14 protein-coding genes are annotated in these 14,783 nt (G+C 40.9%); all 14 read left to right on the forward strand.

The window, feature by feature from the left end; translation table 11 throughout:
* Positions 1-3: 3 nt before the first annotated feature.
* The 14 genes from MHH26_RS05995 (at position 4) to dapG (ending at position 14,767) form a co-directional block, all read left to right on the forward strand.
* Positions 4-855: an HAD hydrolase family protein gene (locus MHH26_RS05995; protein WP_106030883.1), complete on the forward strand. Its 852-nt coding sequence runs from the start codon at positions 4-6 to the stop codon at positions 853-855.
* Positions 856-1,992 (forward strand): aminoacyl--tRNA ligase-related protein, encoded by a 1,137-nt coding sequence (locus MHH26_RS06000; protein ID WP_106030884.1) that lies wholly within the window; start codon positions 856-858, stop codon positions 1,990-1,992.
* Positions 1,979-3,109 (forward strand): nucleotidyltransferase family protein, encoded by a 1,131-nt coding sequence (locus MHH26_RS06005; RefSeq protein WP_334749150.1) that lies wholly within the window; start codon positions 1,979-1,981, stop codon positions 3,107-3,109. The genes MHH26_RS06000 and MHH26_RS06005 overlap by 14 nt, the downstream gene beginning before the upstream one ends.
* Before the next feature lie 4 nt (positions 3,110-3,113).
* The gene (locus tag MHH26_RS06010) at positions 3,114-4,370 is read left to right on the forward strand and encodes an ATP-grasp domain-containing protein (protein ID WP_334749151.1); all 1,257 of its coding nucleotides are present in this window, start codon (positions 3,114-3,116) and stop codon (positions 4,368-4,370) included.
* Complete coding sequence (locus MHH26_RS06015) at positions 4,357-5,667, forward strand: hypothetical protein (RefSeq protein WP_189318238.1); 1,311 nt, start codon at positions 4,357-4,359, stop codon at positions 5,665-5,667. Before MHH26_RS06010 ends, MHH26_RS06015 begins: the two co-directional genes overlap by 14 nt.
* Complete coding sequence (locus MHH26_RS06020; RefSeq protein ID WP_189318239.1) at positions 5,633-6,826, forward strand: acyl-CoA dehydrogenase family protein; 1,194 nt, start codon at positions 5,633-5,635, stop codon at positions 6,824-6,826. The genes MHH26_RS06015 and MHH26_RS06020 overlap by 35 nt, the downstream gene beginning before the upstream one ends.
* Positions 6,827-6,851: 25 nt before the next feature.
* A complete protein-coding gene (locus MHH26_RS06025) occupies positions 6,852-7,847 on the forward strand; it encodes a hypothetical protein (RefSeq protein WP_334749155.1) in 996 nt (331 codons plus the stop codon).
* Entirely contained in the window at positions 7,816-8,370 is a 555-nt protein-coding gene (locus MHH26_RS06030) for a hypothetical protein (protein ID WP_106030890.1), read from the forward strand. Before MHH26_RS06025 ends, MHH26_RS06030 begins: the two co-directional genes overlap by 32 nt.
* Before the next feature lie 12 nt (positions 8,371-8,382).
* Positions 8,383-10,350 (forward strand): asparagine synthase (glutamine-hydrolyzing), encoded by a 1,968-nt coding sequence (gene asnB / locus MHH26_RS06035; RefSeq protein ID WP_334749156.1) that lies wholly within the window; start codon positions 8,383-8,385, stop codon positions 10,348-10,350.
* 62 nt (positions 10,351-10,412) lie between these two features.
* Positions 10,413-10,685 (forward strand): YlmC/YmxH family sporulation protein, encoded by a 273-nt coding sequence (locus MHH26_RS06040; RefSeq protein WP_012010001.1) that lies wholly within the window; start codon positions 10,413-10,415, stop codon positions 10,683-10,685.
* Between the two features lie 123 nt (positions 10,686-10,808).
* Positions 10,809-11,711 carry a dipicolinic acid synthetase subunit A gene (gene dpaA, locus MHH26_RS06045; protein WP_334749159.1) on the forward strand — a complete coding sequence of 301 codons (903 nt, stop codon included), beginning with the start codon at positions 10,809-10,811 and terminating at the stop codon, positions 11,709-11,711.
* Entirely contained in the window at positions 11,708-12,301 is a 594-nt protein-coding gene (gene dpaB / locus MHH26_RS06050) for a dipicolinate synthase subunit B (RefSeq protein WP_060596299.1), read from the forward strand. Before dpaA ends, dpaB begins: the two co-directional genes overlap by 4 nt.
* Before the next feature lie 139 nt (positions 12,302-12,440).
* Entirely contained in the window at positions 12,441-13,460 is a 1,020-nt protein-coding gene (gene asd, locus MHH26_RS06055; RefSeq protein ID WP_340972732.1) for an aspartate-semialdehyde dehydrogenase, read from the forward strand.
* A gap of 92 nt (positions 13,461-13,552) precedes the next feature.
* Positions 13,553-14,767 carry an aspartate kinase gene (gene dapG / locus MHH26_RS06060; protein WP_034662253.1) on the forward strand — a complete coding sequence of 405 codons (1,215 nt, stop codon included), beginning with the start codon at positions 13,553-13,555 and terminating at the stop codon, positions 14,765-14,767.
* Positions 14,768-14,783: the final 16 nt, after the last annotated feature.

A 14,783-nucleotide genomic window follows, 5' to 3' on the forward strand; every position in this document is an offset into this window, starting at 1 on the left:
TCAGTGGAAGCAGAACTAAATTTTTGCGAGATGAAATTTGCCGCTTTTGACTTGGATGGAACATTAATTGATGACCGAGGTCAACTTATTGGTGATGTCCATGGCGCAGTGAACATGCTGCGCCAAAGAGGCATTATTTCAATTATTGTCACAGGCAGAACCTATGATTCTTTCTTCTCTCTGAACTTAGATCCATCTTTACTCGATTTATTTCATCATGATGTTTTGCTGAATGATGGAAATGTGATTTGCCACCATCAAAAGAAAACATTTGACGTTAAACAATATCTAGATGCTGCTTTATGCCGGCAGGTCATCTCGTCACTTGATGGTCAAGCTGAATTTGTCATGGAATCACATGGGAAGCATGTAGCATCAAGTAAAAGCGCTAAGTTGAAATATTGTATGCTTTACACATTTCCACGAGAAAAAATAGAGGTTGGTCATCAGAAAGAATTCAGATTTGACCGTGTGACAAAACTATTTATTTTACCGAAAGAAAAAATAGATATCGCTCATCTATTAAGAGATTGTCATTGTGATGTTGCGGATGCCCAGTTTTTAAATGCACAAGTGATATCCCCGAAAGGAATTTGTAAGGCAGATATGCTTGGGCACCATTTATTAGATTGTTTTGGAGAAAGTGATTTAAATCGTGTGATTGCTTTTGGAAATGGTCATAATGACAGACTGCTGCTGAAGAAGGCCAAGTGGGGGCTGGCAGTTCAAGATAGCCATCCATCGGCGATTGAGTTATGTGATGTTCATTTACAAGAGTCTATTTATGACTATCTTGATAAAGTTTTACAACCATTAGAAGCACCAAAAGTTATCAATGAAAAGGGAGGTATTTAGTTGAGAACCCTTCAGCTGCCTTTACCAGATGCACTAGAAGATACAATGATACCGGATTTTGTGGAAAGAGTTTCTTTTCTATCTGCCCATATTGTGCACGTTGATCTTCTTGAAGAGGAATCTGTTATTGAAGTAACAGTAGATCATACGGGAGATGCAGAGGCGATATCAGCTGCGTTTTTAAAGTTATCGTCAAATGTAGCTCAACTGCGGAGGTTTCGTGAAAAGGAAATGAAATCAAATATTCATTTATCCAGTGAACTTGTTCATTCGAAACTAAGCGACGATGACCAAAAGAGAACCTTCTATGATGAAATTGAAATGGAACTCTCACACTATTTTGATCAATTATTCTTAAATATGGGGATTTCACTTGGAGCCAAATTAAGAAGATACCCTTCTACGATGAGTAAAGAATTAATGGAAAAATGTAAATACCATACGAATTTTCCGCAAAATATTTATTCTGTTTTTGAAATACCACATGATTACCAGATTATTGATGACATTCGAGAAAAGCATCATGGTTTTCTGCCTGAACACTTCCAGCAAGCAGGCCGTTTTTTACAGCCGTGTATTTGTTATCACTGCTATGAGGAATGGGAAGGGAAGACCTATACAGACAATCAAATGATGACAGCAGCGGGGCAGTGTTTTAGACATGAAATTTCTTGGAAAGTAGACCCTCTAAGGAAACTAGAATTTAGTATGCGTGAAATTGTCTTTATCGGTGATAACGAATACATCAACGAAACAAGAAAAACACTTCTTGAACACACATGGCAATGTTTTCATCAGCTTGGCCTTAGTGGAAAGGTCACGACCGCAAATGACCCCTTTTTCTTTTATGATGATATGGATAAAGCGAATTATCAATTAATGGCGAACAGCAAATATGAGTTAGTTGCTGTGACAGAAAAGAAAGACGTTTCGATCGCTTCTTTTAATGACTGTGGAGAAATGCTTTGTGAAAGGTTCCAGATCAAGGGAGAAGATGGTATGCCGCTTTATTCGGGTTGTGCCGCATTTGGTATCGATCGATGGGTTCAAGTATTTTTACAAACATACGGTCGAAATCGAAAGAATTGGCCGGATGAAATGCTTCTTATAAAGGAGGGTCACTATGCTGCAAAGTAATCTGACTCAAGAAGAGCACACAGCCCTCATTTTATCTACTCCTTTTTTAGAAGACAGTCAGATAGAAGAGATGCAGGAGCTTCTGTATCAGCAGCAAGACTGGAATGTCATTCTCGGAATGCTGCATGTTCATCGGACAGCAGGTATTGCATGGAAGAATATTAAACGTCATGCCATTCATTTAAGAAAAGATTTTAAAGCAACTTATTTTTTAAAGTCATTAGAGATTATGTATAAGGGTCAATTAGAAACGGCACGAGACAATATCACATTAAACGATCAGTTATTCCAAGCACTTGATCAAAAAGGAATTGAGTATGCCATTGTAAAAGGAAGTGTGATTGGCCAGTGGGCATACGACGATGTAGGGCTTCGCTTATTTGGGGACAACGACCTCTTTATCTCACAAGATCAGCTGCAAGAAACTGGACATGTATTAAAAGAATTAGGCTATATTCAAGGTTCTTGGAACTATGAAACGGAGACAGTCACACCTGCGAAACGAAAAGACATTCTTTACCTCATCATGAACTCACATCAAACCTACACCTATATGAAACCTACACCAGAATGCCGCTTTATTGATTGTCATAAAATTGATGTTCAGTTTTCAGTTGACCTCATGACAGGAAACCGGACAGATTCAATTGTCCAAGAAATGCTGTCTAGACGAATTCAAACGTCTGTTGATCAACACCTTGTATGGTCATTAAAAGAAGAGGATATGCTGATTTTCTTATGTATTCATTTTTACAAAGAGGCGATTTATTTAAATGAAGTGGAGTCAATGAAAGACTTACTGCTTTATAAGTTGCTTGATATATATGGCATGTTTATGAGAGAAGACCTATTGGATGTGGATTTGTTTGTCCGTCGAACGAAAGCGTATGGCTTTGAAAAGATGGTCTATTTTGCTTTGCATTATGTGAATGAAGTCTTTCCTCATACGATTCCTGATCTTGTCATGGATGCACTTCAGCCTGAATCGCTTGCTTATTTATCTGAAGTGCTGGATGCAAATGATGTCGTTCATACCTGGAATCAGCCCATACGTAAACGATTCTTTCACATTAATCGATCTTTAGAAATACAAAAGCATTCTGTTCATAAGGAGTAGTGTGATGAAAGATCCGGCAGCGCTATTTGATTTTAAGGGAAGAAACGACGTGATATGGTTTGGGAATATGAATCAAGAACAAAGCTGGGAACAAACAAGAGCTTTACCTGTCATGACAGACCATGTTCAAAATGAACTGGTTCTTCAGCAAGAACAACAACTGCTTTTGATTGCTTCTAAGGATCATCATGTCATCATGCATCATCAGCCTGAACCTGCTTTTTTAGCCTATTTGGAAAAGAAAGGTGTCAAGCTTCCGCATATGATTCAAAAAGAAGATGCCTTGAAATTAAAGGGACTCATTGTACCCTATCTTTTAGATGAATCGGTTGAACAAGAATCATTAATTGAAAAAAGAAAGATTTATGGCTCAAATTCAACACTCGTAAAGCGATTCAATCATAAGGTTTCGACTAGAAAATGGGCAGAAGAACATCAGTTTACTGTCACGTGTGGTGCTGTTTGTCAAAATGCTGACGAGTTAAAACAGACGTATGAAGAATTAAGGGCGAATCATTTCTCAAAAATGGTTCTGAAAATACCTTATGGATCATCTGGGAAGGGACTTCGTATTTTAAAAAACGAGAGAGAATTCATGCAGCTAGTGACCTTTATCGAAAGAAGAAAAATCCAAACAGACCTCCTCTTAGAGGGGTGGCATCCGATTAAGCGATCTTTAAATGCCCAATTGCTCATTCAAGAGGAAGGATCACACTTACTTTCAATTACAGAACAGAAAATCAATGAAGACGGCATCTACTTAGGGACCGATTTTGCGCCTATTTATGAACTGGACAAAAAACGTGAATATGAAGTAATCATGCATCGAATCATAGAGCTTCTATATGAAGAAGGGTATCGAGGCGTGGTTGGCGTTGATTCGATAATTGATACAAATGAACAGCTCATACCGATCATTGAAATAAATGCCCGGTTCACGCAGGTTACTTATTTACTCCCAATCATTTGCCGTTTTTTTTCAACCTACGAATATATTGAAAGCCGCTTTAAAAGATTCTCATGCAGTGCCGACCTGCCATTTGAAGATGTATTAACGGAGGTAACAGAAGCACTCGGTCCGGGAGAAGATGGTGGGTTTTTTATTTATACTTTCGGTAAAACGAGAGCGGATGATATGTGGCACTATCGACTGTTTATATTGTTTTACCATATGAAGAAGGACAAGCAGATTCATATGCTGACAATGTTTGATGATATGGGATTTTCAGCAGAAAGGGGGAGAAAATTTGCCGAAAAATGACTCTACGCTCTTAGAGAAAGCGAATTGTTATGGGACGCCGATGTATGTATACGATGGAGATGCATTGAAAGATCACTATGATCACATTACAGCATGGCTCCATCAATCAGCTGAGGTGTTCTTTTCATTTAAGTCCAATGGAAATGTCTCGATTGCGTCATTGTTACGGTCTTTTGGGGCTGGTATAGAAGTGGCTTCTGCAGGAGAGCTCCTTATGGCTGTAAAAGCAGGTTATTCGCCGACACATATCATTTTTTCTGGCCCTGGTAAACAGAAGCAAGAGATCGATGTCGCTATTCAGCATGAGATCTATTGTATTATCGCCGAATCAAAGGAAGAGCTCATCTATATCGCTGAGTCTGCAAAGCATCAAAACAAACAGGCATCAGTAGGCATTCGGATTAATCCTGAATCCATTGAGTCACTAGCAAAAATCAAAATGGGCGGAGTTCCAAGTCCATTTGGGATAGATGAATCCAAACTGAAAGACGTATTTGACCTATTTCAGAAGTATGATCATTCGCTCTTATTTAAAGGGATTCATATGTATTTGGGGACTCAAGTTCTTGATGAAACATCGCTTTTATCATCGTTTGAATACACGCTCAACACAGCTGTTCGAATCAAGAATGAATTTGGACTAACATGCCAGATGGTTGATTTAGGCGGTGGGTTTGGAATTCCGTATTTTCAGCATGAGACACCCCTTCATGCTGAAAGGTTATTTCAAAACGTAGCGGAATTGATTAGAGCGTATGAAACTGAGCTGGAATTTCCGAGGTTTATTATTGAGATGGGGAGATTCCTTTTAGCGGAATGTGGTGTTTATTTAACAACTATACAATATGTAAAAGAATCAAAAGGGCAGACGTTTTTAATTGCAGATGGAGGAATGCATCATCATCAAGCGATGACGTTTAGAGGCAGGCTGCTCCGCAATAATTATCCGATGCGGCTCATTAAACCTTCTAGCAAACCCTCGGCTGTAGTGAAACAATCGATTGTTGGTCCACTTTGTACCCCGGAAGACTTAATTGGCAGGCAGGTGGAGCTTCCGCAAGGCGATGTAGGTGATCTTCTTTGTATTGAGAAATCTGGGGCATATGGACTTTGCTACAGCCCTACCTTATTTTTAGGTCATCCTTCTCCGCTAGAGCTGCTTTTGTTTGAAGGAAACGATTATGTCATTCGAGATAGAGGGACCTCGGATGATCTTTTATTGAAACAAAATAGATTATTCTTTAGACAAAGGAGGGATGAATATGACACTGACGGAGCTTCGTCAAGAAACGATTGATCGTCTCATTTTCCAATTTTCAGAAAGAGCGAGTCAGCTTGATGACGAATTTCAGTTCCCGCATCAGAATCTAGATGAGCTGATTGATTGTGGATTACATGTCGCCAATATGCCGAAACAAGACGGGGGTCTTGGGTATGGATTTGAAGAAACGGTGACTCTTTTGTCACACATATCTAAAGGGTGCGCGTCGACAGGACTCATTATGGCGATGCATTACTATTCGCTCGGCGCATTTTCTGAAGTGCTTACAAGTGAGCAGCAGGCCATGGTTTTTGACGATATTCGGCGTTCAGGAGAGCTAATCGCTTCTGTTAGCGATCCGAATGTGATTTTTATTTATCAGCGTAAGCAAATGGACGGAATTCCGACCATTACCGCAGAAAAAACAGATGGCGGATATCTTGTGAGTGGAACTAAATTTACAGTGACTGGTGCACCGCGCATTAAATATTTACCGATTTATTGTCAGTATGCTCCGTCGTCATGCACATCTCAATATGGAATGACTGCGCTCTTAATGACATTACCGAGTGAAGGTGCTGCGATTGAGGAATCGTGGAATTATTCGGGCATGAGAGCATCGATGAGTCATCACATTCATTTTGATCAAGTGTTTATACCCGATCATCAGCTCATCGGGCGGGAAGGCTACGCAATAGAAGATACTGAAAATTTAATCTATTGGTTTCGTCTAGCTGTTACAGCTGTTTATTATGGCATTGCAAAAGCAGCATATGAACATGCCCTCGGTATGACATATAAAAGAAATGATCGAATTTCCAAGAAAAAATCAGCCTTTTTACCAGGTCAACAATTTCGTATTGCAGATATGAAAATTAAATTAGATGTTGCACATTCTCAGCTTATGGCCTGTGCCCAGCAAGCAGATCAAGAAAAGAAACAAAATCATTACTCAAGTGATTTGTATACAAAGACGCTGATTACAAAACATTTTGTGACGCAAGCAGCAGAAGAAATCGTGCAGCTAGCTTCTCAGGTAGAGGGTTTTTCTTCATTACAGCAAGGATCTTTGCTCGAGCGTTTAAGCCGAGATGTGAAAGCGGCAAAATTTCATCCGCCTTCTGAAGATTTATTAAAAGAAGTGATTGCGAAAAAAGAGCTGGGCATTATCCCGTTAAAAAATCGCTGGGTATGATGGCAAGAAAAAGGAGGAGACATATGTGGCTACTGCAGCACCTATTTACCGGAACAATTACTTAAACTGTTCTCAATTAACGATTGCAGCCATGCTTCTTAGAAAAGGGATTGGAATTGATAGGATTTGGAGGCAGGCAGGCCTTGTTTATAGATCTCAAGACCAAGGGTTTGTTTTGATCGGTTCCTTTAAACATTTTCGTGATGATATTCTACATCATAATGGCATTCATTTAGAAGAAATTTTTTACACGGAAGAGGAATTAGACCTTTATATCAACCGTGTGTTTAAACAGCATCCAAGCAGAGGGACTGTGTCTGTTTCCTTAGATATATATGATTTACCGTACTGTCCATTTTACGAAAGAGAACATGGGTATCACACATTGGAAGTACTTGAGGTGAATGATGATCATGCAGTGATCAGTGACCATGCTTACTCCTATCATGGCACATTGAGCAAAGGCCATTTGATGAAAGCTGCCCGCTCTGTATATGAACATACACCTCGAACCGAAAATCGTTATAAGTGGATCAAACATGTGGAACTTCAGAAAGAACCAGATGTGCTGATGATATTAAAGGAGCATGCCGCCATCTTAGAAGGAGCACCGCCGCATTTTGATTTGCCTGGAGCTGTCACAGGGCTAGGCGCTATTTCAGTGATTCAAAGGGATTATATTGATAGTATCAAAGACAATGAAAATGGAAATTTATTAGACAATGTTTATTTTGAAGGACTAAAGGATGTGGCCAACTCCAGAAAACATATGGTGACATTCTTATCTTCTTATGAAAATGAGCTTTTACATTCCCTTATTCAAGCTTTTGAAGATGCTTATCAAAGCTGGACAGTGCTCGCCAATTTTACGGCTAGAGTAGGCCTCAGTAAAAAACCTCGCAGTATGATAGAAAGGACGGCGAATCGGTTTCAAAAAACATTAGAAGTGGAGACCAGTCTTCTCACAGAACTAAAAGAGGTGATTCAAAATGAAGACCTATCAAACTCTCTCTCTTCATGATTATGTCAATAACAGAGGCATCACATATCAAAATGAATATGAAAAAGGCCAATTAACAATTGGCGGAGCTTCTTTGCCGGCTGAGTTAATCATGAACGTGCAAGATCTTTTTATCGAAGGGATTCCTTTTCAGTTCATATATCAAGATCAAGGAGACAATATTGAATTAGAGGGACAGTCTATTCATTTTCCGCCACTTGAAGCAGAAGCGCTTCATGTCGTTGGCTGTTCATCCAATGGCAATCTTTACGAAGAGATTTCATTATTACGAGAGGGGAACGTTGTCTGTGAGACTCGGCTTTCATTAACGGATGTGATTGAACGTGAACCTGCATTTCATGATCGAGCGGCATATGCATTTGATTATATTCATACGGTATCCGGCATTAATCATCATTTGACATCAAACCTATGGCTTGATTCGCTCACCTTCTCGCAAAAAGTAGTTTTTGATGAAATTCGCTTTCAAGATAATCCATTTATGCATATTTTCGCAATGACGATTCAGCAGTCAGATCATTAATGGAAGGGAGCCATGTCTATGTGCGGCATTGCAGGCTATTGTCATTTTAACCAAGCACCACTTGATCCTCACATCTTACTGAAGATGAAAAACGCACTTGCTGTGCGTGGACCTGATGATAGTGGTGTATATCAAGATGACTCAGTTGGTTTGGTTCATACGCGGCTTTCAATTATTGATATTCAATCTGGGCCGCAGCCAATAACAAATGAAGATGATTCTATATGTGTGATTCTAAATGGAGAGATTTATAATTTCAAAGAATTAAGAGAGAACTTATGGAATAAAGGCCATTTGTTTCGTACGCAGACAGATACAGAAGTGCTTGTTCATGGCTATGAAGAATACGGAATTTCCTTTGTTGAGCAATTGAACGGAATGTTTGCAGCTGCGATATGGGATAAAAAGAAGAAAGCACTTTATTTGTTTAGAGACCGGTCTGGGATTAAACCGCTGTATGTTTCAGAATGTCGGGGAGGTCTTATTTTTGGATCGGAAATGAAGGCTCTTTTTCAGCATCCCGATATACAAACTGCTATTCAGCCGGAGGCTGTTATTAGTTATTTATCCTTCCGTTATTCGATCGGCGAGCAGACTTTCTTTCAAGGAATTCAAAAATTACCCCCAGGTGTCATCTTGAAAATAGATGAAACAGGCATATCAAAAGAGGCCTACTGGCAATATCCTCTCCCTGCTGATAGGATCGATCGGGGAGAACGTTATTATCAAAAGGAATTGTTTGAATTAATTCAAGATAGTGTGCAAAAACAGATGATGTCTGATGTGCCTGTGGGAGCTTTTTTGAGTGGGGGGGTGGATTCGACTTCGATTGTCGCTTTGATGTCCAAATATGCAAACGAGAATATTCATTGTTTTTCGACCAGCTTTGAAGAGGAAGGCTTTTCTGAAGAAAGCTATGCCAAGCTCGCGGCAGATCAATACAATGTCAAGCTTCACTCACATCGAATGAGTGAAGAAGAGTACTTTCAATTATTGCCTGAAGTTGTGAAGCGAAGAGATCATCCTCTTTCTATTCCTCATGAAGTCGCTTTTTACCATATGTCACGGGAAGCAAAAAAGCACGTGACGGTTGTTTTATGTGGTGAAGGAGCGGATGAATTGTTTGCAGGTTATGGACGTGTCTTTAGGAGTCCAGCAGATTGGCGGAAAATTTTATGGCTTCAAAAAAACCGAAAACTGTCCTCCATCCTTTCAAAGGTATTATTTGAACCATCCTTTCAGCAGCAGGTGCATCAATTGATCCACCTTGAAGGTGAGATGGATCATTACAAAAAAAGGTATGCATGGTTTACTGCTGGCGAAAAAGAGCAGCTTTTAAGTCGTCACGCTGATTCAATTGATCCTCCTAACTCGCACATGAACAAGTTTATCGCCCATTGTTTTCAAAAGATGGAGGGTGCGTCGTATGAAAATAAACTGCTCTATTTATTTCAGCAGATTCATTTACCAAATCTGTTAGACCGGCTGGATATTATGACGATGTCACATGGACTAGAAGCGCGTGTTCCATTTCTGGATCATCGCATCATCCAATTTGTCAATGACATGCCCTTCAAATATAAGCTTCCTTATAAGGGACTGCCTAGCAGGCTGCAAGCATTTTTTCAGTCGAGTCTCAAAACAAGTGAGGTACAAGACATTCCGAAATATATGTTAAAAAAGACAATGGAGCAAACGGTGGATAAGCGTATATTATATAGAAGAAAAATGGGTTTTCCGGTTCCAGTGTATCATTGGATGAGCAAAAGGATGAAAGAAATCGAAGAGAAGCTTCTTGATCAACAAAGCTTTGCAACAGAACTGTTTCAAAGAAAGCCACTAGAGCAATTTTTACGAAATGATCCGAATCAGAAAAACAAAAATGGAGCGGATCAAAAAGTCTGGATGCTTTACAACTTGGAATTATGGCATGATCACTACATGAAAGGGACGCGGCTTCCTCTCCAAACTAGTCATTAAAGAGATCTGGTCTATTCCTTTTGCCTGCTGCATATATGATACGGAAGGGAAGTGATGCGATTTTGAGGCTGAGTGAACTGTCAGGAAAAGAGATCGTCGATATTAAAAGAGCGGAGCGGCTTGGCGTGCTTGGGCAAACCGACCTTGAAATCAATGAACAGGACGGTCAAATAACAGCACTCATCATACCTTCGGTGAAGTGGTTTGGCTTTCGAAAGCAAGGAAATGACATCCGCGTCCCGTGGAATCACATTCAAAAAATAGGATCAGATATGATCATTCTCGATGTGCCTGAAGCACTTCAGCCACCCGGAGAAAAAGAGCATCCATCATAAATGGGTGCTCTTTTTCTTTTCTCTCTCCGATTTGTTCACAGGCTGAATCCTCTCCTCATATGCTAGAAGGGAGATTCAGAAAATATTACAGACTTTTTTAAATAAAGAAGGTGAACGGTCAGTATGTTGAGCGGTTTAACGGTTGCGGTGATCGGGGGAGATGCAAGGCAGCTTGAAATTATTCGCAAGCTGTCACAGCAGCATGCCAAAGTGTTTTTGGTTGGATTTGATCAGCTGGATCACGGATTTATCGGTGCTGAAAAGCTGAAAATGTCAGAACTTCCATTCGAACAGGTAGACAGTATGATCCTGCCAGTATCAGGGGCAACGGATGAAGGTGTTGTTGCGACAGTTTTCTCAAATGAGCAGGTTTTGCTGGAAGCAACATATTTAGAAAGAACCCCTGCCCATTGTACCTTGTACTCAGGTATTTCTAATACGTACTTAGACAATCTGGCAAAGCAGGTGAACCGAAAACTTGTGAAGCTGTTTGAGCGAGATGATATTGCCATATATAACTCTATTCCAACAGTTGAAGGGATTATCATGATGGCCATTCAGCAAACGGATTATACGATTCATGGATCACGTGTTGCTGTTCTCGGGCTCGGAAGAACAGGACTCACCATTGCCCGCACATTTCGGGCACTCGGTGCGGACGTAAAAGTAGGGGCAGCAGATACAGCTCATTTAGCGCGGGCCTTTGAAATGGGAATTGATCCATTTTCAATGGACCAGTTAAAAGAAGAAGTAACGGATGTAGATATCATCATCAATACCATTCCAAGCCTTGTATTAGATTCATCTGTCATCGTCAGCATGACACCAAAGACACTCATTTTGGATATCGCCTCCCGCCCAGGAGGAACAGACTTTGACTTTGCACAAAAACACGGAGTGAAGGCGCTTCTTGCACCAGGACTCCCGGGGATTGTTGCACCAAAGACAGCAGGGCAAATCATTGCAAAAGTGCTTTCTGGGCTCTTATGTGAACTTGCAGAGGAAAAAAGGGGGATGGAATCATGACAACATTAAAAGGGAAAAGAATCGGCTTTGGCTTAACTGGTTCCCACTGTACGTACGAAGCTGTTTATCCGCAAATCGAAGCACTTGTAAAAGAAGGAGCAGAAGTTCGTCCAGTGGTGTCATATACGGTCCAGAGTACGAATACAAGATTCGGAGATGGGGCTGACTGGATTGAGCGGATTGAGAAGCTGACTGGCTTTAAGGCGATTGACTCAATCGTTAAAGCAGAGCCGCTCGGACCTAAGCTGCCACTTGATTGTATGGTCATTGCTCCATTAACAGGGAACTCGATGGCGAAATTCGCAAATGCCATGACAGACAGCCCTGTTTTAATGGCTGCAAAAGCAACCATTCGAAATCATCGTCCTGTCGTTTTAGGAATTTCAACAAATGATGCGCTAGGCTTAAATGGTACAAATCTGATGAGGTTGATGTCGACAAAGAATATTTTCTTTATTCCATTTGGCCAAGATGATCCATTTAAAAAACCGACCTCCATGGTCGCAAACATGGATTTGCTTTCTCAAACAGTAGAAGAGGCGCTCCAGCATAGACAAATTCAGCCGATTTTAATTGGAGCAAACGAATAATAGATTCACTAGAAAATCATGAAAGATTCAAAAAAGATGCTTCAAGCCTTGCTTTTCTATGGTAAAATAAAATGTAAAAAGTCATAGGATGGCCATCCGAAAGAAAAGAATCATGGATGGGTCGGAAGGAGTTTTACTGATGGGAAGAGGATTGCATGTAGCTGTAGTTGGAGCGACTGGAGCTGTCGGTCAACAAATGTTAAAAACACTAGCTGACAGAGATTTTGAAATGGATACACTGACTCTACTATCCTCAAAACGTTCTGCTGGAACAAAAGTGACATTCAGAGGTCAAGAGTATACCGTTCAGGAAGCAACACCTGAAAGCTTTGAAAGAGTGAACATTGCATTATTCAGTGCTGGAGGAAATGTTTCCAAGGCGCTAGCTCCTGAAGCAGTCAAACGAGGTGCGATTGTTGTAGACAACACAAGTGCTTTTCGTATGGACGAAAACATCCCTCTTGTCGTACCAGAGGTAAACGAAAAAGACTTGCATGACCATCAAGGAATCATTGCAAACCCTAACTGTTCAACGATTCAAATGGTAGCGGCATTAGAACCGCTTCGTCAGGCGTATGGCATGAAAAAAGTCATCGTGTCCACTTACCAAGCCGTATCAGGTGCAGGACATGAAGCCATTGACGAACTATACTGCCAATCACAAGCCATTTTAAATAAAGAAGATGTAAAGCCGGAAGTCATGCCTTATCAAATTGCATTTAATGCGATTCCGCAAATTGATAAATTCCAAGACAATGGCTATACATTTGAAGAAATGAAAATGATCAACGAAACGAAAAAAATTATGCATATGCCAGAGCTAGAAGTAGCGGCAACATGTGTGAGACTTCCAATTGAAACAGGACATTCAGAATCTGTCTACGTCGAACTAGAATCAAATGACGCAACAGTTGACGACATTAAGTCAATTCTTAAAGATGCACCAGGCATTACACTGCAAGATGATCCGTCTCAGCAAATTTATCCAATGCCTGCAGATGCTGTTGGAAAAAACGACGTATTTGTCGGCCGCATTCGGAAAGATTTGGACCGTCCAAACGGGTTCCATATGTGGATTGTATCTGATAACCTGCTAAAAGGCGCTGCATGGAACTCAGTTCAAATTGCAGAAAGCTTAAAAGCATTAAAATTAGTTTAACATTCAATGGATGATGAGGACGAACAGAAGAGAGTTAGGCATCTTTCGCCTGCTCTCTTCTGTTACGTCAGAATGAACTTGGAGTGAAAACAGTGAAAATAATTGTCCAAAAATTTGGCGGTACATCTGTCAAAGATGATCAAGGTAGAAAAAGGGCACTTGCACATATCTTATCGGCAAAAGAGAAAGGCTATAAGTCGGTTGTCGTCGTTTCCGCAATGGGACGAAAAGGCGACCCTTATGCGACAGATACGCTGCTTGGTCTGCTTTACGGCAGCGCGCAGCATATGACAAATCGAGAAAAAGACTTGCTCGTTTCCTGCGGAGAGAATATTTCAGCTGTTGTGTTTTCAAGTATGCTGAATGAAAACGGGCTAAAGGCTGTAGCAATGACAGGCGCACAGGCGGGCTTTGTGACAGATAAGGAGCATACGAGTGCGAAAATTATTGATATGAAGTGTGAACGTCTCGAGGCGGCACTGTCTGAACATGATGTTGTCGTTGTTGCTGGGTTCCAAGGAGCTGCGAAAAATGGGGACGTGACCACAATCGGACGAGGCGGCAGTGATACGTCCGCAGCTGCTTTAGGTGCTGCATTACAGGCAGACTTTATTGATATTTTTACAGATGTAGAAGGCGTCATGACAGCAGATCCCCGCATTGTTGAAAATGCAAAGCCGCTCAGAGTCGTGACATATACGGAAATTTGCAACCTTGCATATCAAGGGGCGAAAGTCATTCACCCGAGAGCTGTCGAAATTGCGATGCAAGCAAAAGTACCAATGAGGGTCCGTTCAACATACTCTGATGATGAGGGCACACTCGTCACGTCACACTACTCAGATAAAATGAGCCATGATGTGTACGACCGCCTCATTACAGGTATTGCACATGTCAATGATGTGACGCAAATCAAGGTCCCGGCAAAAGAAGGGCAGTACAGCGTCCAAACAGAGGTCTTCAAGGCTATGGCTAACGCACAAATCAGTGTCGACTTCTTCAACATTACACCGAGTGAGATTGTGTATACAGTGACAGGTGCAATGACTGAAAAGGCAACATCGATCCTAAAAGATCTTGGCTATACGCCAATTGTGACAACAAATTGTGCGAAAGTATCAGCTGTTGGCGCAGGCATCATGGGTGTACCAGGTGTCACATCTAAAATTGTATCGGCTCTATCTGAGCAAAACATTCCGATTTTACAATCGGCTGACAGCCATACGACCATTTGGGTGCTAGTGAACGAAGAAAACATGAGAGCGGCTGTCAATGCCCTGCACGAAGTGTTTGAACTTTCAAGATAAATGTGATTGAATCATG

It is taken from the genome of Bacillus sp. FSL K6-2839 (genome assembly GCF_038003365.1).
Lineage (GTDB): Bacteria > Bacillota > Bacilli > Bacillales > Bacillaceae > Bacillus.

Bases quoted from the DNA above. Each gene is read 5' to 3' on its own strand.
- MHH26_RS06005 (WP_334749150.1), top strand. From the start codon at position 1,979: ATGCTGCAAAGTAATCTGACTCAAGAAGAGCACACAGCCCTCATTTTA.
- MHH26_RS06010 (WP_334749151.1), top strand. From the start codon at position 3,114: ATGAAAGATCCGGCAGCGCTATTTGATTTTAAGGGAAGAAACGACGTG.
- MHH26_RS06020 (WP_189318239.1), top strand. From the start codon at position 5,633: ATGACACTGACGGAGCTTCGTCAAGAAACGATTGATCGTCTCATTTTC.
- MHH26_RS06030 (WP_106030890.1), top strand. From the start codon at position 7,816: ATGAAGACCTATCAAACTCTCTCTCTTCATGATTATGTCAATAACAGA.
- asnB (WP_334749156.1), top strand. From the start codon at position 8,383: ATGTCTATGTGCGGCATTGCAGGCTATTGTCATTTTAACCAAGCACCA.
- dpaA (WP_334749159.1), top strand. From the start codon at position 10,809: ATGTTGAGCGGTTTAACGGTTGCGGTGATCGGGGGAGATGCAAGGCAG.
- dpaB (WP_060596299.1), top strand. From the start codon at position 11,708: ATGACAACATTAAAAGGGAAAAGAATCGGCTTTGGCTTAACTGGTTCC.
- asd (WP_340972732.1), top strand. From the start codon at position 12,441: ATGGGAAGAGGATTGCATGTAGCTGTAGTTGGAGCGACTGGAGCTGTC.